Below are 18,676 nucleotides of genomic sequence, written 5' to 3' on the forward strand. Positions count from 1 at the left end.
CCTCGCGAGGTTCGATGCGTGGCCTCAGCTCGCCGAGAGCTGATTCCATATCCGCACCAGGTTGCTGAACTCCTTCACCTGAACCAAGACGTGGTCGCGTGCGGCTGTTTCGGCTGCGGCGGCGTCACCGCGGGAGATGGCGTCGGCGATTGTTCGGTGCTCTGCCATCGAGCGACGCATCCTGTCGGGCACCCGTAGCTGTAATCGCCGGTACGGCTGCAGAATTCGCTTCAATGCGAATGCCTGTTGTCTGAGGTAGTCGTTTCCGCACGATTCGTTGATGATGCCGTGGAAACGCGCGTTGGCGTAGTAGTACGCATCCGCATCGCCACTGAGCGCGTGTTCCTCGCATTCGACCAGTGCCAGCTCGAGGTCCGTCAGGGCCTCGCGACCGATGCGGCCGGCGGCGAGCCGCGCCGCCATACCTTCCAACTCGGCCATGACCTCGAAGCGTTCGGCCACTTCCGAGATACCCAACTCGGTGACGTAGGTGCCCTGTTTCGGGCGGATCTGCACCAGGCCGGAGCGTTCGAGAGCTTGCAGGGCCTCCCGAATCGGGGTGCGTGAGCAGCCGAACTCCTTCTCCAGCTGGGCGGGATCCAGGCGTTCGCCGGGTCGATAGTGACCGTCGACGACGGCGTTCTCCAGCGCGTCGCGCACTCGCGCAGACTCGGGAACTCGAATCATGTGTGCCTCCTCGGCAAAGTTTATCCGATTCCAGGGGTGGTGCAGCTCACATTTATCCGCTATGGTCCTTGTTATATATATCACGCAGAACCTTGTATATGGTTCGACTCACCCTCCCGGTGACGCAGGTACGACCGAAAGGACACGACATGGGATGCGAGGACGGCCGATCGCTCAACAGGCTGCTTGCCGCGTGTGAACTCCTGATCGGTGACGTGGGCGAGGCATCCATCCGTGCAGTCGCCACCGGTGCGCTCAGCGCGTATACCGAACTCGACGATCACGACAAGTTGAGATTCTTCGAGCACATCACCTCCGCGTACGGCGTCGACGCCGACAGAGTTCGGTCCGCGTTCCACCAATGGGACAACGCCGGCGACACCCCGTCCGCCGCCGACGAGGACATGATCGAACTGTTCAGCGCGGTCGAACCCGCGCGCCAGCAGTTGCTTCGCCGGATCAACCACGCGCCCGGTGCAACACTCGCCCTGGTCGAGATGCGCGCGGACTTGCGCAGGCTGATGCCCGGCCACCCCGGCCTGCGGGCCCTCGATCACGACTTCCATCACCTGTTGACCTCGTGGTTCAACCGCGGGTTCCTTCAGATGGCGGAGGTCACCTGGGATTCCCCGCCCGAGTTGCACCGGTATCTGCTGCACTACGAAACGGTCCATCCCATGGCGAGCGAAAGCGAGTTGCGCAGACGGTTACAGCCCGCCGATCGTCGTGTCTACGCGTTCTTCCATCCGGCGACCGGAGATGTACCGCTGATCTTCGTCGAGGTCGCCCTGGTTCGCGGCGTACCGAGCCGCATCGGTCCGCTGCTGGAACCGGGCGAGGAGCTCGATCCGACGGCCGCGGACACGGCCGCGCTGTACTCGATCAACAATGCGCTCGACGGGTTGGCAGGCGTGTCGTTCGGGAGCTTGTTGATCAAGCAGGTCATCGAGCAAGTGAGTCAGCAGCTGCCTCATTTGCGTGAATTCGTCACGCTGTCACCGATTCCCGGATTTCGATGCTGGCTCGATGCCAAGGCAGCCGGTGATGCCGAGTTACGTTCGCTCGTCGATCAGCTCGACGGCATCGAGGATCCGGCGCAGCTCGGCGAGCACCGCATCGAGGAGCTTCGCAGTGCACTGTTCCCGGCCCTGTTGGCCTACCTGACCGTCGAGCGCCGAGCCGACGGCTGCCCGGTGGACGCCGTTGCTCGCTTCCATCTGGGAAACGGGGCCACCGCCTGGAGGCTGAACTGGCCGGCGAATCCCTCTGACGAAGCGTGGCGGCAGTCCTACGGGGCGATGGTCAACTACCAGTACGAACCGGAGCAGCTCGAACAAAGGCACGAGGACTTCGTGCGCAGGCGCAGGGTCGCAGTGAGCGGGCCGCTGTCCGAGCTTGCCACCGCGCTGCCCGGCGCATCCGACCCGAGATCATCCGCAGAGAAAGGAACACCGATGGCGCAGCCCACCACCATCTACCGCCTGTTCGCAGAGCAGGTTCGTATCCGACAGGACGCACCGCTCTTCGAGCTGCCGGACGGACGTGAGATCAGCTACCGCGACACGGCTGACATCGTGCACAAGATCGCTGCCCGCCTGATCGCGGACGGCGTGTCGCCCGGAGATCGAGTGGCGATGCAGGTGTCGAAATCGCCTGAGGCCGTGGCGCTCTACCTGGCCACGCTGCAGATCGGTGGTGTCTTCCTGCCGCTCAACACCGCCTACACCGGTGCCGAGATGCGTTACTTCATCGGCGATGCCGAACCTCGTGTCCTGGTCTGTTCGCCCGAGCGGGAGGCCGAATACGCCGAGTACCGAAGCAATGTGGTCATCGAGACCCTCGGCGACAGCGCCGACGGCACCCTCCTGAGCGGCGATGGCGCGCACGAGGACGTCTACGACGCCATCTCCGCCGATCCCGCGGCGATCCTCTACACCTCGGGAACCACCGGGCGTTCCAAGGGCGCGGTACTCACCCACGGCAACCTCGCCTCCAATTGCGAGGCGTTGCTCGACGCCTGGCAGTTCACCGCCGACGACAAGCTGATTCACGCGCTGCCGATCTTTCACATCCACGGCCTGTTCGTTGCGGCGAACATGACGCTCGCGGCCGGTGCCTCCATGCATTTCCTACCCAAATTCGACGCCGAGGCGATCATCGATCTGCTCCCGACATCGACTGTGTTGATGGGCGTGCCGACCTTCTACACACGGCTGGCCAAGAGCGAGCGCGTCACCCCGGAACTCTGTTCCTCGATGCGCCTGTTCGTTTCGGGTTCCGCCCCGCTGCTGGCCAGCGATCACGAGGCATTCTCCGCTCGCACCGGCCACGCGATCCTCGAACGCTACGGAATGACCGAAACCGGCATGAACACCACCAACCCGTACGACGGTGGCCCACGCAAGCCGGGAACCGTCGGTAAGGCTCTTCCCGGCAGTGAGATTCGGGTGGTTCACCGGGAGACGGGAGACCCGGTGGCCGACGGGGAAGTGGGCATCGTGGAGGTACGCGGGCCCAATGTGTTCTCCGGCTACTGGCGGATGCCGGAGAAGACGGCCTCGGAATTTCGTGCGGACGGCTTCTTCATCACCGGCGACCTGGGCATGATCGACGACGACGGCTACCTGTGCATCGTCGGACGTGACAAGGATCTGGTGATCTCCGGGGGATACAACATCTATCCCAAGGAGATCGAGGAACTGCTCGACGAACACCCCATGGTGCTCGAATCGGCCGTCATCGGTGTTCCGCACCCGGAGTTCGGCGAAACCGTTGTGGCCGTGGTTGTTCCCAGTCCTGGTGCGGAACCGCAGGGACCCGAGTTGCTGGACTTCATCGCCGGCGATCTCGCGCGATTCAAACAGCCACGCGCCGTGCGCGTCGTGCAGGCCCTGCCCCGAAACGTCATGGGCAAGGTGCAGAAGGCCGAACTCCGTAAGCAATACGCCGATCTTTTCGACGGTATAGACGCATGAATTCCCTTGTCGACCTAAGGAGTACGTGATGGTTCTGTATGGAGTGGCAGCGTTGGCGCTCTGCATGCTGTCCGGCACGATCGTCGGTGAACTGCTGGGGCTGGCCCTCGGTATCGACGCCAATGTCGGTGGAGTCGGCTTCGCGATGATCATGCTGATCTTCGTCACCGACTGGTTGCGAAAGAAAGACAAGTTCCCCAAGGCGACCGAACAGGGCGTGCTCTTCTGGAGCGCGATGTACATCCCGATCGTGATCGCGATGGCATCGATCCAGAACGTCGCCACAGCAATCACCGGTGGCCCGATGGCCATTCTGGCGGGACTGGGTGCCCTGGTCGCCGGGGCCGCACTGGTTCCGGTACTGGCGAGAATCGGAGAACCGTCCGAGCCTCTGCCGCCGATGACCGAAGAAGAAAAGCAGGAGGCCTGATATGGAAACCCTGAGCTCGGTACTGGAGAAGAACGATCTTCTGGTGGCCTTCGTGGTGGTCGGCGCGCTGATGCTGGTGTCGGGATGGCTGTCGAAGAACCTGACCCGCGGCAGACTGCACGCTTCTGCCATTGCCATCATCTTCGGTCTTGCCCTCGCCTACTGGGGCGGCGTGACCACCGGAGGCACGCACGGCCTGGCGGACTTCGCCGTCCTCTCGGGGCTGGCGCTCATGGGCGGATCGATGCTTCGCGACTTCGCAATCGTGTCGACGGCATTCGGAGTCGATCTCAAGGAGATCAAGCGATCCGGGTTGACGGGTGCGTTGTCGATCGTGCTCGGTGTGCTGGTGTCCTTCGTCGTGGGCGCGGCCATCGCCGCGGCGTTCGGCTACCGGGACGCGGAATCCCTGGTGACCATCGGGGCCGGTGCGGCGACCTACATCGTGGGTCCGGTGACCGGAACCGCGGTGGGCGCGAGCTCGGAGGTGATCGCGCTGTCCGTGGCCGCGGGATTGGTGAAGTCGGTCGTGGTCATGGTCGGCACTCCGCTGATCGCCAAGGTGATCGGCCTGAACAACCCGAAATCGGCGATGGCCTACGGCGGGTTGATGGGAACCACCTCCGGGGTGGCTGGTGGGTTGGCGGCCACCGACAAGCGACTGGTTCCCTACGGCGCGATGACTGCGACGTTCTACACCGGAGTCGGCTGCCTGCTCGGCCCCTCGCTGTTCTACGTGGTGACACGAGCCATCGTCGGCGGCTGAGTCGGCCGGGCCCGCGAGGCGATGGTTGCCTGTTCGTCCTGCGCCGCCGATAGTGTGAGGCATGGACATGCTCAACCCCGATGTACCCGAGGACGTCTTCGCCGATGTGAGAACGCAGGTCTCGCAGTTCGTCCGGTCGAGGGTGGTGCCACGAGAACTCGAGATCATGAACACCGACTCGATACCCGAGGACCTCAGGAGGCAGTCCGCCGAGATGGGTCTGTTCGGCTACGCGATCCCCCAGGAATGGGGTGGGCTGGGGCTGAACCTGATTCAAGATGTCGAGATCGCCATGGAACTCGGGTACACCACTTTGTCGCTGAGGTCGATGTTCGGTACCAACAACGGGATCGCGGGCCAGGTGCTCGTCGGATACGGAACCGAGGAGCAGAAGGCTCGATGGTTACCGGGGATGGCCGCGGGCGAGATAGTGGCGTCGTTCGCACTGACCGAGGACGGGGCCGGTTCCAACCCGGCCGGTCTGAGGACGACTGCGAGGGTCGACGGGTCTGGCTGGGTCGTCAACGGCAGCAAGCGATACATCACCAACGCCCCGGTTGCCGATCTGTTCGTCCTGTTCGCCAAGCTGGACCCGAAACCCGAGGGCAGCAACGGTATTGCAGTGTTTCTGATCCCGGCCGATTCGGTGGGGGTCGAGGTCGGCGGCAAGGACGCCAAAATGGGTCAGCAGGGGTCCATGACGGCCGACGTGACGTTCACCGACGTACGGGTCGAGGCCGATGCGTTGGTCGGTGGCAACGCAGATGTCGGGTATCGGTCGGCGATGACCTCGCTGGCGCGGGGACGAATACACATTGCGGCCCTGTCCGTCGGGCAGGCGCAGCGGGCACTCGACGAATCGGTCTCCCATGCCGCCGTCGCCACACAGGGCGGGGAGCTCATCGGGGGCTTCCAGCTCGTTCAAGCGATGATCGCCGACCAACAGACCGGGGTGATGGCCGGGCGGGCCATGGTGCGCGAGGCCGCGCGTGCGTGGGTCGAGGAGACCGACCGCAGGATCGCGCCCTCTGCCGCGAAACTGTTCTGCACCGAGATGGTGGGCAAGGTCGCCGATTTGGCGGTTCAAATCCACGGTGGCGCAGGGTATATGCGTGAGGTACCCGTCGAGCGAATCTACCGGGATGTGAGGTTGCTGCGTCTGTACGAAGGCACGAGCGAAATTCAACGGTTGATCGTCGGCGGCGGGTTGATTCGTGCCGAACAAAAACGCACTCGGTAGCAGCCCGCACCGTCACGAACCGTGACCTGGACGGTCTCGCAGCACAGCCGACACGTCATCAGTACGCCGACGCGGCCCGATATCCCCGTTCTTCGGCCACCGAGTTACCACCGTCGACGACGAAGACCTGGCCGGTGATGTACGACGCAGACTCGGAGGCGAGAAACGCCACGAGTGCGGCAACCTCCTCGGGCCGACCCGAACGGCCCAACGGGGTGGCCGCTCCCATCGCGTTCTCGTGCTCGGTTGCCGAACCCGTTGCGATCCAACCGGGTGCGACGATGTTCGCGGTGATACCGCGATGGGCATTGTCGATCGCGACCGAGCGGGTCAGCCCGACGAGGGCCGCCTTGGCCGCGTGGTAGGCGGCCTCTCCTCGGTAGGCCATCGCCGATCCCGATATCGAGCCGATGTTCACGATCCGCCCGAATCCCTGCTGCGCCATGGGTGCCAGAGCCGCACGGGTGACGAAGAAGTTCGTGTCGAGGTTCCGGGAGATTCCTGCGTGCCATTGCTCGTCGGATGTGAGCTCTGCCGGTGCCTGCTCCTCGCTGCTCGTGGTGGACGTCATGCCCGCGTTGTTGACGAGGACATCGATTCGGCCGAATTGCTCCACGACGGAGTGCACGAGGCGTTCGGCACTGGCCGAATCGGCGAGATCACCGACGAAACCCGCCACTTCTGCACCGGCGGATGCCAACTCGGCAACGCGATCATCGATGCGGCGAGATGTCGCCGCGATCAGCACCGAATGCGTGGGTACCAGGGCCCGGGCACAGGCGAATCCGATTCCTGTGGCACTGCCTGCTCCCGTCACGAGGGCAATGCGTGGGGTGCCGGGCGAGGTGCTCGTCACGCGCGGTCACCAGCCCGTGGTGAGGACGCGATCGAGGCAGTCGACGAAGTAGTCGACCGAGTCCTGCGAAATGCACAGCGGCGGCTTGATCTTCAGTACGTTCTGGAAGTCGCCGGTCGGCTGCATGACCACACCCAGCTCGAGCAGGCGGTTGCAGATGGCGGCCGTCTCCTCGGTCGCGGGCTCGATGGTGGCCCGATCCCGGACGAACTCGAGCCCGAGATAGAAGCCGGACCCGTGGACAGCACCGACGATCGGATGTCGTTCGGCGAGCTCGAGCAGGCGTGATCTGAGGTGCCCGCCGACTGTTCTTGCATTTTCCTGCAGTCCCTCGTGCTCGATGACGTCGAGGACGGCGAGGCCGATGGCCGAGGACACCGGTGAGCCGCCGGTCGACGAGAAGAAGTAGCCACCTGTGCGGTACCGGTCGGCGATATCCCGTCGCGTGATGACGACGCCGATCGGCTGCCCGCTGCCCACGGATTTCGCGACGGCCACGACATCGGGAACTGCCTTCTGCTGTTCGAAGCCCCAGAACCATTCACCCAGTCGGCCGTACCCGACCTGCACCTCGTCGGAGATCGCGATGCCGCCGTGCCTGCGCACTGCGGCGTACACCTGCTGGAGGTAGCCGTCGGGTAGCGCGACGCCGCCGGCATTGCCGAAGTAGGACTCGCAGATGAAGCCGGCCGGAAGTGTTCCTGCAGCCGCGAGGTCGTCGATGAACTGCACTGCCTCTGGGGCGTACCGGCCGGCATCCGATCCGCGGTGGACCCCGCGATAGCCATTCGCCGCAGCTACGGTGTGCACCCAATGGGGTCGTGTGGCAAGGGCATTGGGGTTGTCTGCAATCGAGGTCGAGACGGCGTCGCTGGCGAAGGTCCAGCCGTGATACGCCTCCCTCATCGCCACCATGTCCGTGCGTCCGGTCGCGGCCATCGCAATGCGGATGGCCAGATCGGTTGCCTCCGAACCGGAGTTGACGAAGAACACCGTATCGAGTTCCTCGGGCAGTGTTGCCGTGATCCGTTCCGCGAAGTCGGAGATCGCGCGGTAGTGGAAGCGTGAGTTGGTATTGAGCAGTCGCATCTGCCTGGCTGCGGCGTCGACCACTCTGGGATGGGCATGCCCGACCGAGCTGACATTGTTGACCATGTCGAGATAGACCCGACCGTCGGTGTCGGCCAGGAACTCGCGCCAACCACGCTCGATGCGTGGCGGGTGGGCGTAGTAGTGCTCCTGTACCTCGGCCAGCACTCGGTCGCGGCGTTCGAGGGTGTCGTCGTCGGTATCGTCTGCCGTCGGAGCAAGCCCGATCACCGGTGCCGGATCACCAGCCAGGATGTGCCAGCCTTCGGCGTACGGCCGGCCGAGCAACGGTGGAACAGCGCCGGAATCGGCACGGGTGAACTGGATCTCGACAGCAGAGCGGGCGGGGAGTACCGGGCGTTCGGAATCCCAGCCGATTGGGCCGGTGATGTGGACGACCCCCGCGTCCACCGAGATGGTGATGCCATCGTCGACATAGGCGATCTGCGCGCTCGCAGGGACGTCCAAGGCGGTGTCGTGGGCGAGCCACACGGTCAGGGCGGTGGGTACGGTGGCAGGTGATGCGGGGGTGCGGAAGGGTGCTCCGGTCAACCGCGCGGACCAGGCGGGTGCGACTGCTGCGGATGCTCCGCTGTTCAGTGCCGCCAGCGCAGCATCGTCGAGCGCGTCCGGGCGTAGCCACTGTCCTTCGTCGTTGAGTTCGGACACGGTTCCGGCGTCGAGGACCACGGCCTCGGCCACGCCTGCGAGCAGGGGAGCGTCGTTCCAGATCGGTCGTGGTCGGGGCGCGAAACCCAGTGCCCGACGGATGGTTTCGGTCATCACCGCCAACGGGACCGAGGCTGCCTGTTCGAGAATCTTGAATTCACGCTTGAGCGCAGCATCTGCGTACGAGTTCCCGGCGTCGAGTCGAACCTGCTGGCGGCCACTGAGTACCAGAACCACGCCGCGCAGGGCAACCAACGGCCAGAGCGCTTCCACCTCGTCTTCGCTGAGCGGACGAGCCGAGTGGAATGCCCGGATGGCAGGGAGGGCGTCGACCGGGGTGGCGCCGTCGTGGTGGAGCAGCGAGGACACCGTGACCGCGATTTCTCCGACGGCCCAGGACTCGGCGACATCACCGAAGTCGATGACGGCGTCCGGCAGGGCCCCGGGTGTCGCGGGGGCGATGACGTTGTCGTCGGTGATGTCGAAATGGCCGATCTGAACGGGCAGTGTCGACGAGACCGAGTGCAACTGTCGGCATGCCGATTCGGTGACGTCCGCGGCGAATCGGCTGACCTCGGCGTCAGGTTCATCGGGCAGAAGTGTCGCGATGACGCGCTCGGCGTGACGTAGGTTCCATTGCAGGACACGGCTCGACGCGGGGTGAGCGATATCGGCGAGAGCGAGGCTGACCTGCGCGGCGAGTTCGCCCATCCGCTCCACCGTGGCCGGGGACAGGTAGTTCGATCCCATCAGGGTCGACCCGGTCATGAATTGAATGATTCGGCCGTGGATAGGTCCCTGCGAGGTCTGCCACCATGCCGACATCGGGCCCCGGGGTCCCTCGACCACCTGCGGGGTACGCAGTCCCGGCCGGTGTTCGGCGACGGTCGAGGCGGCGAGGTCCTGTAGCTCGATCTCCGCTTCGCTGAAGACGGGATTGCTGAGCTTGAGAACACCTATCGGAGTGGAGTTCTCGTCGTGGACCACAAAGTTCTGGTCCTGTTGACTTCCCAGTTCGACGACGGTGGCCGGCAGGCCGAACGTCTCGAGAAGCAGTCGCTGCACCTCGTCGATCTCGAGGGTGGGCGTCGGGAGTTCGGGGCAATCGAAGAAGTCGAAAACGGTGTCGGACATGGGTGTTTCTCCGTTCGTCGTCGGACACACTGACGCTTCCGACCATGATGTGCGTGAGGTTGCTGTTCGGGTGGTGACAGAATTTCGGTGCGGACGGAACTTCGGTACGGACGGATTCCGGTATGTCAGGGGCTGCCGAGGCGGTGCCGAAATCCGGTCAGCAAGGCCGTGAGCCCCGCCTCGAAGGCGGCGTCGGCGGGGTGCGCACCGCTCTCGCTTGCCTCCACCGCGGCCGACAGTGCAGGGTGCAGCTGCGGATCGGGTGCGTTGATGTTGCCCCCGCTCGCCAAGTCGAGTGCGGATCCCAGGACGAAGCTGTCGAACGCGACGATGATCGGCAAGATCTCCGGCCACGGAAAGCCTGCGGAGTGGAGTCCGTCCGCGATGCGGTCGTACTCCGCCAGCGACTCCTTGTCGCGGATGAGCGCAGTTGCGAATAGTCGAATGGATCCGGCGTGACGTGCGAAAGCGGCACGATACGACCAGGCCAACTTGCGCAGGGCCTCGTCCCACGGGACCTGCCCGAATGCCGAGTTGTCGATCGCCCGAGCGATCCGCGCTCGCATGAGATCGACGACCTCGTCGCGACCGGCAACATGGTGATACAGCGAGGACGGGTGTACGCCCAGCTTCGCGGCGAGCTGGGTGACGGTGAAATCGCCTGTGGCGTCGGATATCCGGAGGGCCTCTTCGACGATGCGATCGACGTCGAGTAACGCTGTTCGTGGTCTTGCCACATTCCACCAATTTCTCTCTACGACTATCCAAGTTGGTCTCTGTGGTCTACATTACAGCAAAACCAAAACAGTTTTGGTTAATCGGACGGGAGCCCGCCATGACAACCCCCCATCAATCAGGGCAGCCGAGTGCCCTCGATCGCGCCAGTCTCCACTCGCGCGACATCGTGTTCTTCGTCGTCGCCGCGGCGGCACCACTCACCGTCATGGTGGCGGTGGCCCCGATCGCCCTGCTCGTCGGTGGGGTCGGCGCTCCTGCCGGCTACCTGGCCGCAGGCCTGATCAACATGGTCTTCGCCATCGGATTCACCAAGATGGCGAAGCATGTGCACAACAACGGTGCGTTCTACTCCTACATCCGCAAAGGCCTGGGCAAAGTGGCCGGTCTCGGCAGCGCCATGGTCGCCGTGGTGTGCTACAGCCTGCTTCAACTGAGCATCTACGGACTGTTCGGTGCCGTGACCGAAGCAACGGTGAAGGACTTCCTCGGTATCGACCTCCCCTGGTGGTTGTGGGGGTTGGTCGCAGCGGCGATCGTCGCTGTTCTCGGCTACCGGTCGGTTCGGATCGGAGCCAAGGTTCTCGGAGTGCTGCTCGTGCTGGAGGTGCTCGTCCTGGTGGTGTTGGCTGTCGGCGTCATCGCGAAAGGCGGGGCAACCGGTCTCACCCTCGAGCCGTTCTATCCGGAGAACGTCTTCACCGGATCGATGGGTGCAGTGCTGGCCGTGTCCTTCGCTGCGTTCATCGGGTTCGAGGCGACAGCGCTGTTCCGAAACGAGGCCGTGCGGCCGGACCGGACGGTTCCCCGCGCAACCTACACGGCGGTGATCTTCCTGGCGATCTTCTACTCCTTCATCGTCTGGGTGGCGGTCATGGCGTTCGGTACCGGCAAGGCGGTCGAGACGGCCGCGGAGGATCCGGCCGAGTACTTCTTCACCGCGATGGACATCTACGTCGGAAGTGCCGCAACCGATGCGATGCGGATACTCATCGTCTCGAGCGGTCTCGCTGCATTGTTGGCCCTGCACAACGCGATCACGCGCTACGGATACGCATTGGGCCGCGAACGAATCGTTCCGGAACGACTGAGCTCGGTGCACAGCAAGCATTTGTCTCCGCACGTCGCCAGTGTCACGCAGACGGTGATCGCCGTTGTGGCCGTGCTGTGCTTCGCGATCTCCGGCGTCGAGCCGATTCTGCAGATGACCGCGTGGACTGCCAGTACCGGAACCGTGGGAATTCTTGCGCTGCAATGGCTGACCTCGCTGTCGATCGCGGTCTTCTTCCTCAAGGGCAGAGACGCCGTGCGAGATCGAGGTGCTGCGGCGGCGGGCATCGCCGCGTTCGTCCTGTTCGGTCTCGCCCTCTACCTGGTGATCAGCAAGATCGAAATAGCCACCCTGACAGACAATCCCGTCGTCAACACCATCGCCATCGGTGGTCCCTTCCTGGTGTTCGTCTTCGGTGTCCTTCTCGCGCTGTGGATTCGCAACCGTCGCCCGGAGGTATACGAGGGATTGGGCAGCACCGATGTCGATTCCGAACTCGCCGCCGCCCCACAGCCCGTCGAGTAGACGCTCACGCAAGTCAGGGGGCCGATCCCACTTTCTCGGCCGATTACGCACAAGGAGTTTCACCATGGCTGACGCCACCCTCGCCCTGATCAACGGGCACGTACTCACTCAGGTGGACCACGCGCCCACCGCGGAGGCGGTAGCGGTCCGCGGGGACCGTGTCCTGGCCCTCGGCACGACCGCGGAGATCCTCGACATCAGCGGCAGCGACACGAGAATCGTCGATCTCGCAGGCGGCACCCTGACCCCGGGTTGGGTGGACGCGCACACCCACGTCGTTCAAGGTGCGCTGATGTCGCTCGGGGTGGACATGAACGGGTGTGAGACTCTCGACGACGTTCGCCGTGCGCTCGACGGGGCGACGCCGGTGGACGGTTGGATACGCGGATGGGGCCTCGATCACAACGTGTTCGAGGGCAAGGCACCGACGTTCGACGCGATCTCCGAGTCGATCACCGAGCCTGTCCTGATCCGGTTCTACGACGCCCATTCGTCACTGGCCAATCGGGCGGCGCTGGAGGCCGCCGGTGTGAGCGGCCGAGAAGTCTTCGAGCACGGCGTTGCCCGGGTGGTAGTCGACAGTGCCGGAAGACCCACCGGTCACCTCCTGGAGGAGGCGGCCATCCACCTGGTGGAAAGCGTGGCACCGGCACCGAACCCGGTCATGGCGAAGGCCTTGCTGCGCGAGGTGACCGAGAAGATGGCCTCGGTCGGGTTGACCGGAGTTCATGTGATGGACGACTTGCCGGGAACGGTCGAGATGATCCGGGCACTCGACGAGGACGAGTCGGGGTTGCGGTTCTGGGTGTACGGCTGGGTTCAGCCGGATCACCCCGCGGAGCGGGTGGACGAACTGGCAGCGTTGGTCGACGGTCCCGGCGGCGTGCGATGGCGATACGCAGGTGCGAAGCTGTTCATGGACGGAACCGTCGAGGGCGGCACGGCATGGTTGTGTCATCCGGATGTATACGGCGAAAGCACCCACCCGTCGTGGACCGATCCGGAACGCTACGCGAACGCCGTGCGTGAGCTCAGCTCTCGCGGAGTGACGACGGCAACCCATGCGATCGGCGATGCTGCTGTCCACCACTGTGTCCGGACGCTCGCCGCTCTGGGGGACGGGGTTCGGCACCGCCTCGAACACCTGGAGACGGTCTGCCCCGAGGACCTGATCTCGATTGCCGCTGCGGTCGACATCGCCACCTCCATGCAACCGACGCACTGCACCAGGTACACCCGCGCCGACGAGGCCGACGACTGGTCGCGGCGCATGGGTCGTGATCGTATCGACCGCGCTTGGCCGGTAGCCGAGCTTCGGGATCTCGGTGTCACGGTGGCCCTCGGATCCGACTGGCCCGTAGCGGATTTCGACCCACGAATCGTGATGGCCGATGCCCAGCTGCGCCGCCCGGCCGATCGTCGGTCCGATCCGCCTCGCCAACCGCGGCAGGCGATTTCGGCACGGCAGGCCCTCGACGGGTACACCACCCACCCCGCCGCGGCCGCCGGTCTCACCGACGGCACCGGAACCATAGTCGTCGGTGGGCCCGCGGATTTCACGGCGATAGACGGTGACCTGTCCGGACCTGCCGAGCGGCTGCCGGAGCTACCGATCATCGCCACTGTCGTCGCAGGCGAAGTGGTGTACGAACGGTGACGGTGGCTCCCGTCGATCTGCCGCAGCCGGAACTCGAGTTCGTCTTCGAGGTCAGAGTCAGCGTTGCCGACGAGTTGCGCATCGGTCGAAGTGCGGAGGAAGTGCTGCACTTCGTCGCGATCACAGGCGGTACGGTCGCGGGCCCGAGGCTGACGGGCGAGGTGCTTGCCCATGGTGGCGACTGGTTCGTCGAGCGCGGAGACACGGTTCAACTCGATGCCCGGTACGTGCTGCGCGCCGATGACGGATCATTGATCGACGTTCGGAATCGGGGCTACTATCGCGCCGATTCCAGTGTCGAATCTCGTTTGGATGCAGGTGAAGTGGTGGACGAGCGTGACTACTACTACCGCACGGCTCCGGTGTTCCAAACCGATTCGGAGCAGTTTCGATGGTTGGCCGACAATCAGTTCCTCGGGATGGCCCGCAACGAGGGCGGCCAGATCTGTATTCGGTTCTTCTGGTTGCGTTGATCGCAGGTTCCGGCTCAGCCGACGATGGCTTTCAAGGCCCGTCGTAGCGCCGAAACATCCTCGTTGCCGAGGGCAGCGAGGATGTCGGCGTTGCTCGACGCGAGCGCGCGCTGAGCGTCCACGCACGTCGCGCGCCCGGTCTCGGTGGCGTGGATTCGCTTGTGTCTGCGGTCCTCGGGGTCGACGCGCCGGGTGATCAGGCTGCGGGTTTCGAGTTCGTCGACCAGCGCGACGATCTGGCTGGGATCGAGACCCAGATTCTCGGCGATCTGTCGCTGTCCGAGTCCGCCCGAGTGCTCGCAGGCGAGTGCGAGTACCGAGTACGAGCGCACGCGCAGCTCGAACGGTACGAGGGCGGACTTGGCCGCGGCTGCCATTGCAGAGCCTGCGCGGCTGAGCAGAAACCCGATGTCGTCGGACAACGGTGCGATGTCGGTCATGGTGCTCCTCGGATAGACGGCAAAGCCTATCAAAACTAAATCATTGACAATCTCAATCATTGATGATTCTCTGGCACTACACCACGAGAAGGAGACGGCTATGAAGCTCGACAACAAGGTGGCAGTGGTCACCGGCAGTGGCCAGGGCCTCGGTCTGGCCTACGCACAGGACCTCGCTCGCCACGGCGCGGCCGTCGTGATCAACGATGTGAATCACACGATCGCCGATGCAGCCGTCTCCTCCATCGTCGAGGCCGGCGGCACAGCAGTGGCCGTCGTGGCACCGGTCGGCAGCACCGAGACCGCCCAGAAATTGGTTGCCGGCGCGCTCGAAGCATTCGGTCGCCTCGACATCATGGTCACCAACGCCGGGATTCTGCGCGACAAAGTGCTGTGGAAGATGACCGACGAGGACTTCGACACCGTCGTGAACGTCCATCTGCGTGGCACCTTCACCTGTGCCCGCGAGGCGGCTGTTCAGTTCCGCGCGCAGGGCGATGGCGGTCGGATCGTCTGTATCGGCTCGCCCGCGGGCCAGCGCGGAAACTTCGGCCAGACCAACTATTCCGGTGCCAAAGCAGGCATCGTCGGCATGGTGCGCACCTGGGCCATGGAACTCGAGCGCGCAGGCATCACCGTGAACGCGGTGTGCCCGGTCGCTGCGACCGCGATGACCGAGAGCGTCCCGTTCCTGCAGCCCTACATCGAAGCGATGCGCAACGGAGAACCGCTGCCGCCGTTCGCACGTCGCGAACTCGGATTCGGCACGCCGGCCGATGCCGCAGGAATCGTGTCGTTCCTCGCCAGCGATGCGGCCGCGGAGGTCACCGGGCAGGCGTTCGCCATCGGCGGCGACCGACTGGCGCTGTGGACCCATCCGGACATGATCGCCACCGGTTACCGCGACGGCGGCTGGTCGGCCGAGAGCATCGCTCAGGCCTGGGGTTCCACGTTTTCCGACAGCCTCGAGTCGGTCGGCGAGAACCTGCCGGTGGAGCCGGCACGATGAGCTCGAAGTACGAGTGCAACATCGACGTCGATGCCATCGTCGCACTCGATGTGCACACTCACGTCGAGATCGACGGCTGTGGGCATCGGTCGCTCGACGACGAATTGATGGCAGCGTCGGAGAAGTACTTCAAGTCCGGTGAAGAACGCACCCCCGGAATCGACGCGATCGCCGACTACTACCGGGCGAGAAACATGGCTGCGGTGGTGTTCACCGTCGACGCCGGTGCGGCGTCGGGGCATACGCCGAACTCGGTCGAGGAGATCGCCGAAGGAGCAGCACGCCACAACGACGTGCTGATTCCGTTCGGTTCGGTCGACCCGTGGCAGGGAAAGGTCGCGGTGCGGCGAGTGCACCGGCTCGTCGAGGAGTTCGGTGTCCGCGGGTTCAAATTCCACCCGAGCATGCAGGGCTTCGAACCCAACGACCGTCGCTTCTATCCCATCTACGAAGCCATCACCGAAGCCGGAGTGCCCGCACTGTTCCATACCGGCCAAACCGGTATCGGTGCAGGACTTCCTGGTGGGCACGGCATCAAGCTTCGGTACTCGGATCCGATGTTGCTCGACGACGTCGCTGCAGACTTCCCCGATCTGACGGTGATCATGGCCCACCCGGCCGTGCCGTGGGTCGACGCGCAGATCTCGATCGCGACACACAAGTCGAACGTGTACATGGATCTGTCGGGGTGGGCACCGAAGTACTTTCCGCCGCAGCTTGTTCGGGCCGCGAACTCGATGCTGAAGCGAAAAGTGCTGTTCGGCTCGGATTTTCCCGTACTGACGCCGGATCGGTGGATGAAGGATTTCGCCGAGCTCGACCTGAAGGACCAGGTACGCCCTCTCGTGATGAAGACCAATGCACTGGCCGCACTCGGCCTGACACCCAAGGAGACAGCATGACCACGCGGGTAGCAACACTTGCCGAGTTGAAGAGCCTCGAAGGCGCCGAACTCGGAACCAGCTCGTGGATCGAGGTTGCGCAGCCGCGGATCGATACCTTCGCCGATGCCACCGACGATCATCAGTGGATTCACGTGGACCCGGAGCGAGCCAAGGCGCACAGCCCGTTCGGAGGCCCGATCGCACACGGCTACCTCACCCTGTCACTGATCATTCCGATGTGGGAGGAGGTGCTCGTGGTCGACGACGTCACCACGAAAATCAACTACGGCCTGAACAAGGTGCGCTTCACCAATCCGGTGCCTGCAGGCGGGCGGGTTCGACTCTCCGCAACCTTGAAATCCTACGAGGAACTGCCGAACGGCGGAGCGCAGTTGACCGTCGACGCCAAGATCGAGCTCGAAGGCAGCGAGCGGCCTGCCGTCGTCGTCGAGGCTCTCTACCGCATGTTCGTCTGATCCACACACCGAGAGGAACCGATCGCGATGCGCAATCAAGGAGTCGGCTCGTGGATCTGGCGACGCAGCAGGCAGTGCCCGCTCGCGCCTGCCCTCGAGTTTCGGGGGCAGGTGTCGACCTATGCGCAACTCGACGACCGTACGACGCGTTTCGCGCACGTACTGCGCGGATTGGGTGTCGGTCCAGGTGACCGAGTGGGAATTCTCTCCACCAACCATCCCGCCTATCTCGAGGTGCTCTTCTCGTGTGGCATCCTCGGAGCAATCTTCGTACCCCTCAACGCCCGGCTGACGGCCTCGGAAGTTGCGTTCGCGGTGCAGGATTCGGGATTGGCGGTCCTGGTCCACTCGACGGCGCTCGTCGCTGTCGCCGTCGGTGCGACGGAGACGGGCAGTACTCGGCGCATCGCGCTGGGGGATGAGCTCGACGCGCTGATCGCCGCTGCGGATTCCTCGCGTATCGACGAACCTGTGGTGGGTGAGGACCTGTGCTTCGTCATGTACACCTCCGGTACGACCGGGAAGCCCAAGGGTGTCGTGATGACGCATGACAATGTGCTCTTTGCGGTCCTCAATGCAATACTCGATCTCGATCTGTGCAGCGACGAGGTCGCCCTGGTCTGCGCTCCGCTGTTCCACACCGCCGCACTGGACATGGTGGCCCTTCCGACACTGTTCAAGGGCGGAGCAGTGGTGATCGAGGAGGGCTTCGATGCTCGACGAGTTCTCGATGTCGTCGAATCGCGTTCGGTAACCTACACATTCGGTGTTCCGACGATGCTGGATGCGCTCGTGGCTCATTCGATGTTGGCAGAGACCGATCTGTCGTCGCTGAGGAGGGTCGTGGTGGCCGCTGCGCCGGTGCCGGCGCGAACGTTGCGTGCGTATTCCGGACGCGGAGTGAAAATGTGTCAGGGCTACGGGCTGACCGAAAGTGGACCGGGTGCAACGATTCTCGCATCTGTCGATGCCGAACGTAAGATGGGTACCGCGGGGGTGCCACACACGTTCACCGACGTGCGGATCGTCGATGCACTGTCGGAGCCGGTCTCGCCCGGCGAGCGGGGAGAGATTCAGATTCAGGGCCCCCACGTGATGAAGGAGTACTGGGGTCGCCCCGACGCGACCGCGGATGTCTTCGACGACGGATGGCTTCGCACCGGCGACATCGGAATCGCCGATGCAGAAGGGTTCGTCACCATCGTCGACCGCCTCAAGGACATGATCATCTCCGGTGGCGAGAACATCTACCCCGCCGAGGTCGAGGCGGCACTGCTCGAGCTGCCCGGTGTCGAGAGCTGTGCGGTGTTCGGTGTGCCCGACGACAAATGGGGCGAATCGGCGGTGGCCGCGATCACCGTCAGCGAGGGAACTCGGGTGGCACTGGACTCGCTGGCCGAGGCCCTCGGTGGCCGGCTCGCTGGATACAAAATTCCCAAGCGGTACGTTCTGGTCGATGAGATCCCCCGCAATCCGACGGGCAAGATCCGAAAGAACGTTCTGCGAGAGCAGTATTCGGCATCGATGCCGAACCGGCCCGGCTGACCCGGACTCCCCGCAGGCCGAACCGTCGACATCGG

16 protein-coding genes are annotated in these 18,676 nt (G+C 64.2%); 11 read left to right on the plus strand and 5 right to left on the minus strand.

Going from position 1 to position 18,676, the window contains the following annotated elements:
• Positions 1 to 24: 24 nt before the first annotated feature.
• A complete protein-coding gene (locus J1M87_RS22980; protein ID WP_206492112.1) occupies positions 25 to 687 on the minus strand; it encodes a GntR family transcriptional regulator in 663 nt (220 codons plus the stop codon).
• Between the two features lie 149 nt (positions 688 to 836).
• Here J1M87_RS22980 and J1M87_RS28835 point away from each other — a divergent pair, with 149 nt between their 5' ends.
• The 4 genes from J1M87_RS28835 to J1M87_RS23005 all read left to right on the plus strand — a co-directional run bounded on the left by J1M87_RS28835 (position 837) and on the right by J1M87_RS23005 (position 6,098).
• Complete coding sequence (locus J1M87_RS28835; RefSeq protein ID WP_241257371.1) at positions 837 to 3,662, plus strand: AMP-binding protein; 2,826 nt, start codon at positions 837 to 839, stop codon at positions 3,660 to 3,662.
• A gap of 28 nt (positions 3,663 to 3,690) precedes the next feature.
• The gene (gene madL, locus J1M87_RS22995) at positions 3,691 to 4,092 is read left to right on the plus strand and encodes a malonate transporter subunit MadL (protein WP_206492113.1); all 402 of its coding nucleotides are present in this window, start codon (positions 3,691 to 3,693) and stop codon (positions 4,090 to 4,092) included.
• A 1-nt stretch (position 4,093) separates the two neighbouring features.
• Positions 4,094 to 4,858 carry a malonate transporter subunit MadM gene (gene madM / locus J1M87_RS23000; RefSeq protein ID WP_206492114.1) on the plus strand — a complete coding sequence of 255 codons (765 nt, stop codon included), beginning with the start codon at positions 4,094 to 4,096 and terminating at the stop codon, positions 4,856 to 4,858.
• A 61-nt stretch (positions 4,859 to 4,919) separates the two neighbouring features.
• A complete protein-coding gene (locus J1M87_RS23005; RefSeq protein WP_206492115.1) occupies positions 4,920 to 6,098 on the plus strand; it encodes an acyl-CoA dehydrogenase family protein in 1,179 nt (392 codons plus the stop codon).
• A gap of 58 nt (positions 6,099 to 6,156) precedes the next feature.
• On the opposite strand, the gene J1M87_RS23010 is transcribed toward J1M87_RS23005, so the two are convergent.
• The 3 genes from J1M87_RS23010 to J1M87_RS23020 form a co-directional block, all read right to left on the minus strand.
• Positions 6,157 to 6,954, minus strand: coding sequence for an SDR family NAD(P)-dependent oxidoreductase (locus tag J1M87_RS23010; RefSeq protein WP_206492116.1), 798 nt, complete (start codon positions 6,952 to 6,954; stop codon positions 6,157 to 6,159).
• Positions 6,955 to 6,960: 6 nt separating this feature from the next.
• Positions 6,961 to 9,846, minus strand: coding sequence for an aminotransferase (locus J1M87_RS23015; RefSeq protein ID WP_206492117.1), 2,886 nt, complete (start codon positions 9,844 to 9,846; stop codon positions 6,961 to 6,963).
• A 125-nt stretch (positions 9,847 to 9,971) separates the two neighbouring features.
• Positions 9,972 to 10,583 carry a TetR/AcrR family transcriptional regulator C-terminal domain-containing protein gene (locus J1M87_RS23020; RefSeq protein ID WP_206492118.1) on the minus strand — a complete coding sequence of 204 codons (612 nt, stop codon included), beginning with the start codon at positions 10,581 to 10,583 and terminating at the stop codon, positions 9,972 to 9,974.
• A gap of 98 nt (positions 10,584 to 10,681) precedes the next feature.
• Here J1M87_RS23020 and J1M87_RS23025 point away from each other — a divergent pair, with 98 nt between their 5' ends.
• The 3 genes from J1M87_RS23025 to J1M87_RS23035 all read left to right on the plus strand — a co-directional run bounded on the left by J1M87_RS23025 (position 10,682) and on the right by J1M87_RS23035 (position 14,287).
• Entirely contained in the window at positions 10,682 to 12,157 is a 1,476-nt protein-coding gene (locus J1M87_RS23025; protein ID WP_206492119.1) for an APC family permease, read from the plus strand.
• Between the two features lie 64 nt (positions 12,158 to 12,221).
• Positions 12,222 to 13,814 carry an amidohydrolase gene (locus J1M87_RS23030; protein WP_206492120.1) on the plus strand — a complete coding sequence of 531 codons (1,593 nt, stop codon included), beginning with the start codon at positions 12,222 to 12,224 and terminating at the stop codon, positions 13,812 to 13,814.
• On the plus strand, positions 13,811 to 14,287 hold the full coding sequence (locus J1M87_RS23035; protein ID WP_206492121.1) for a DUF3237 domain-containing protein: 477 nt from the start codon (positions 13,811 to 13,813) through the stop codon (positions 14,285 to 14,287). Before J1M87_RS23030 ends, J1M87_RS23035 begins: the two co-directional genes overlap by 4 nt.
• 14 nt (positions 14,288 to 14,301) lie before the next feature.
• Here J1M87_RS23035 and J1M87_RS23040 read toward each other — a convergent pair whose 3' ends face one another.
• Positions 14,302 to 14,727 (minus strand): MarR family winged helix-turn-helix transcriptional regulator, encoded by a 426-nt coding sequence (locus J1M87_RS23040; RefSeq protein WP_206492122.1) that lies wholly within the window; start codon positions 14,725 to 14,727, stop codon positions 14,302 to 14,304.
• 100 nt (positions 14,728 to 14,827) lie between these two features.
• On the opposite strand from J1M87_RS23040, the gene J1M87_RS23045 reads away from it, so the two are divergent.
• The 4 genes from J1M87_RS23045 to J1M87_RS23060 are packed head-to-tail and all read left to right on the plus strand — an operon-like array spanning position 14,828 to position 18,641.
• Positions 14,828 to 15,736, plus strand: coding sequence for an SDR family NAD(P)-dependent oxidoreductase (locus J1M87_RS23045; protein WP_206492123.1), 909 nt, complete (start codon positions 14,828 to 14,830; stop codon positions 15,734 to 15,736).
• The gene (couO, locus tag J1M87_RS23050) at positions 15,733 to 16,638 is read left to right on the plus strand and encodes a 4-hydroxyphenyl-beta-ketoacyl-CoA hydrolase (RefSeq protein WP_206492124.1); all 906 of its coding nucleotides are present in this window, start codon (positions 15,733 to 15,735) and stop codon (positions 16,636 to 16,638) included. The genes J1M87_RS23045 and couO overlap by 4 nt, the downstream gene beginning before the upstream one ends.
• The gene (locus J1M87_RS23055; protein ID WP_206492125.1) at positions 16,635 to 17,096 is read left to right on the plus strand and encodes a MaoC family dehydratase; all 462 of its coding nucleotides are present in this window, start codon (positions 16,635 to 16,637) and stop codon (positions 17,094 to 17,096) included. Before couO ends, J1M87_RS23055 begins: the two co-directional genes overlap by 4 nt.
• A 27-nt stretch (positions 17,097 to 17,123) precedes the next feature.
• Entirely contained in the window at positions 17,124 to 18,641 is a 1,518-nt protein-coding gene (locus tag J1M87_RS23060; protein ID WP_206492126.1) for a long-chain fatty acid--CoA ligase, read from the plus strand.
• Positions 18,642 to 18,676 lie beyond the last annotated feature (35 nt).

Origin of the sequence: Rhodococcus sp. KRD162 (genome assembly GCF_017168335.1) — a bacterium.
GTDB lineage: Bacteria > Actinomycetota > Actinomycetes > Mycobacteriales > Mycobacteriaceae > Rhodococcoides.

Excerpts from the sequence above, each read along its gene's own strand:
- J1M87_RS22980 (WP_206492112.1), bottom strand. The coding sequence starts at position 687 with ATGATTCGAGTTCCCGAGTCTGCGCGAGTGCGCGACGCGCTGGAGAAC.
- J1M87_RS28835 (WP_241257371.1), top strand. The coding sequence starts at position 837 with ATGGGATGCGAGGACGGCCGATCGCTCAACAGGCTGCTTGCCGCGTGT.
- madL (WP_206492113.1), top strand. The coding sequence starts at position 3,691 with ATGGTTCTGTATGGAGTGGCAGCGTTGGCGCTCTGCATGCTGTCCGGC.
- madM (WP_206492114.1), top strand. The coding sequence starts at position 4,094 with ATGGAAACCCTGAGCTCGGTACTGGAGAAGAACGATCTTCTGGTGGCC.
- J1M87_RS23005 (WP_206492115.1), top strand. The coding sequence starts at position 4,920 with ATGGACATGCTCAACCCCGATGTACCCGAGGACGTCTTCGCCGATGTG.
- J1M87_RS23015 (WP_206492117.1), bottom strand. The coding sequence starts at position 9,846 with ATGTCCGACACCGTTTTCGACTTCTTCGATTGCCCCGAACTCCCGACG.
- J1M87_RS23025 (WP_206492119.1), top strand. The coding sequence starts at position 10,682 with ATGACAACCCCCCATCAATCAGGGCAGCCGAGTGCCCTCGATCGCGCC.
- J1M87_RS23030 (WP_206492120.1), top strand. The coding sequence starts at position 12,222 with ATGGCTGACGCCACCCTCGCCCTGATCAACGGGCACGTACTCACTCAG.
- J1M87_RS23040 (WP_206492122.1), bottom strand. The coding sequence starts at position 14,727 with ATGACCGACATCGCACCGTTGTCCGACGACATCGGGTTTCTGCTCAGC.
- J1M87_RS23045 (WP_206492123.1), top strand. The coding sequence starts at position 14,828 with ATGAAGCTCGACAACAAGGTGGCAGTGGTCACCGGCAGTGGCCAGGGC.
- couO (WP_206492124.1), top strand. The coding sequence starts at position 15,733 with ATGAGCTCGAAGTACGAGTGCAACATCGACGTCGATGCCATCGTCGCA.
- J1M87_RS23055 (WP_206492125.1), top strand. The coding sequence starts at position 16,635 with ATGACCACGCGGGTAGCAACACTTGCCGAGTTGAAGAGCCTCGAAGGC.
- J1M87_RS23060 (WP_206492126.1), top strand. The coding sequence starts at position 17,124 with ATGCGCAATCAAGGAGTCGGCTCGTGGATCTGGCGACGCAGCAGGCAG.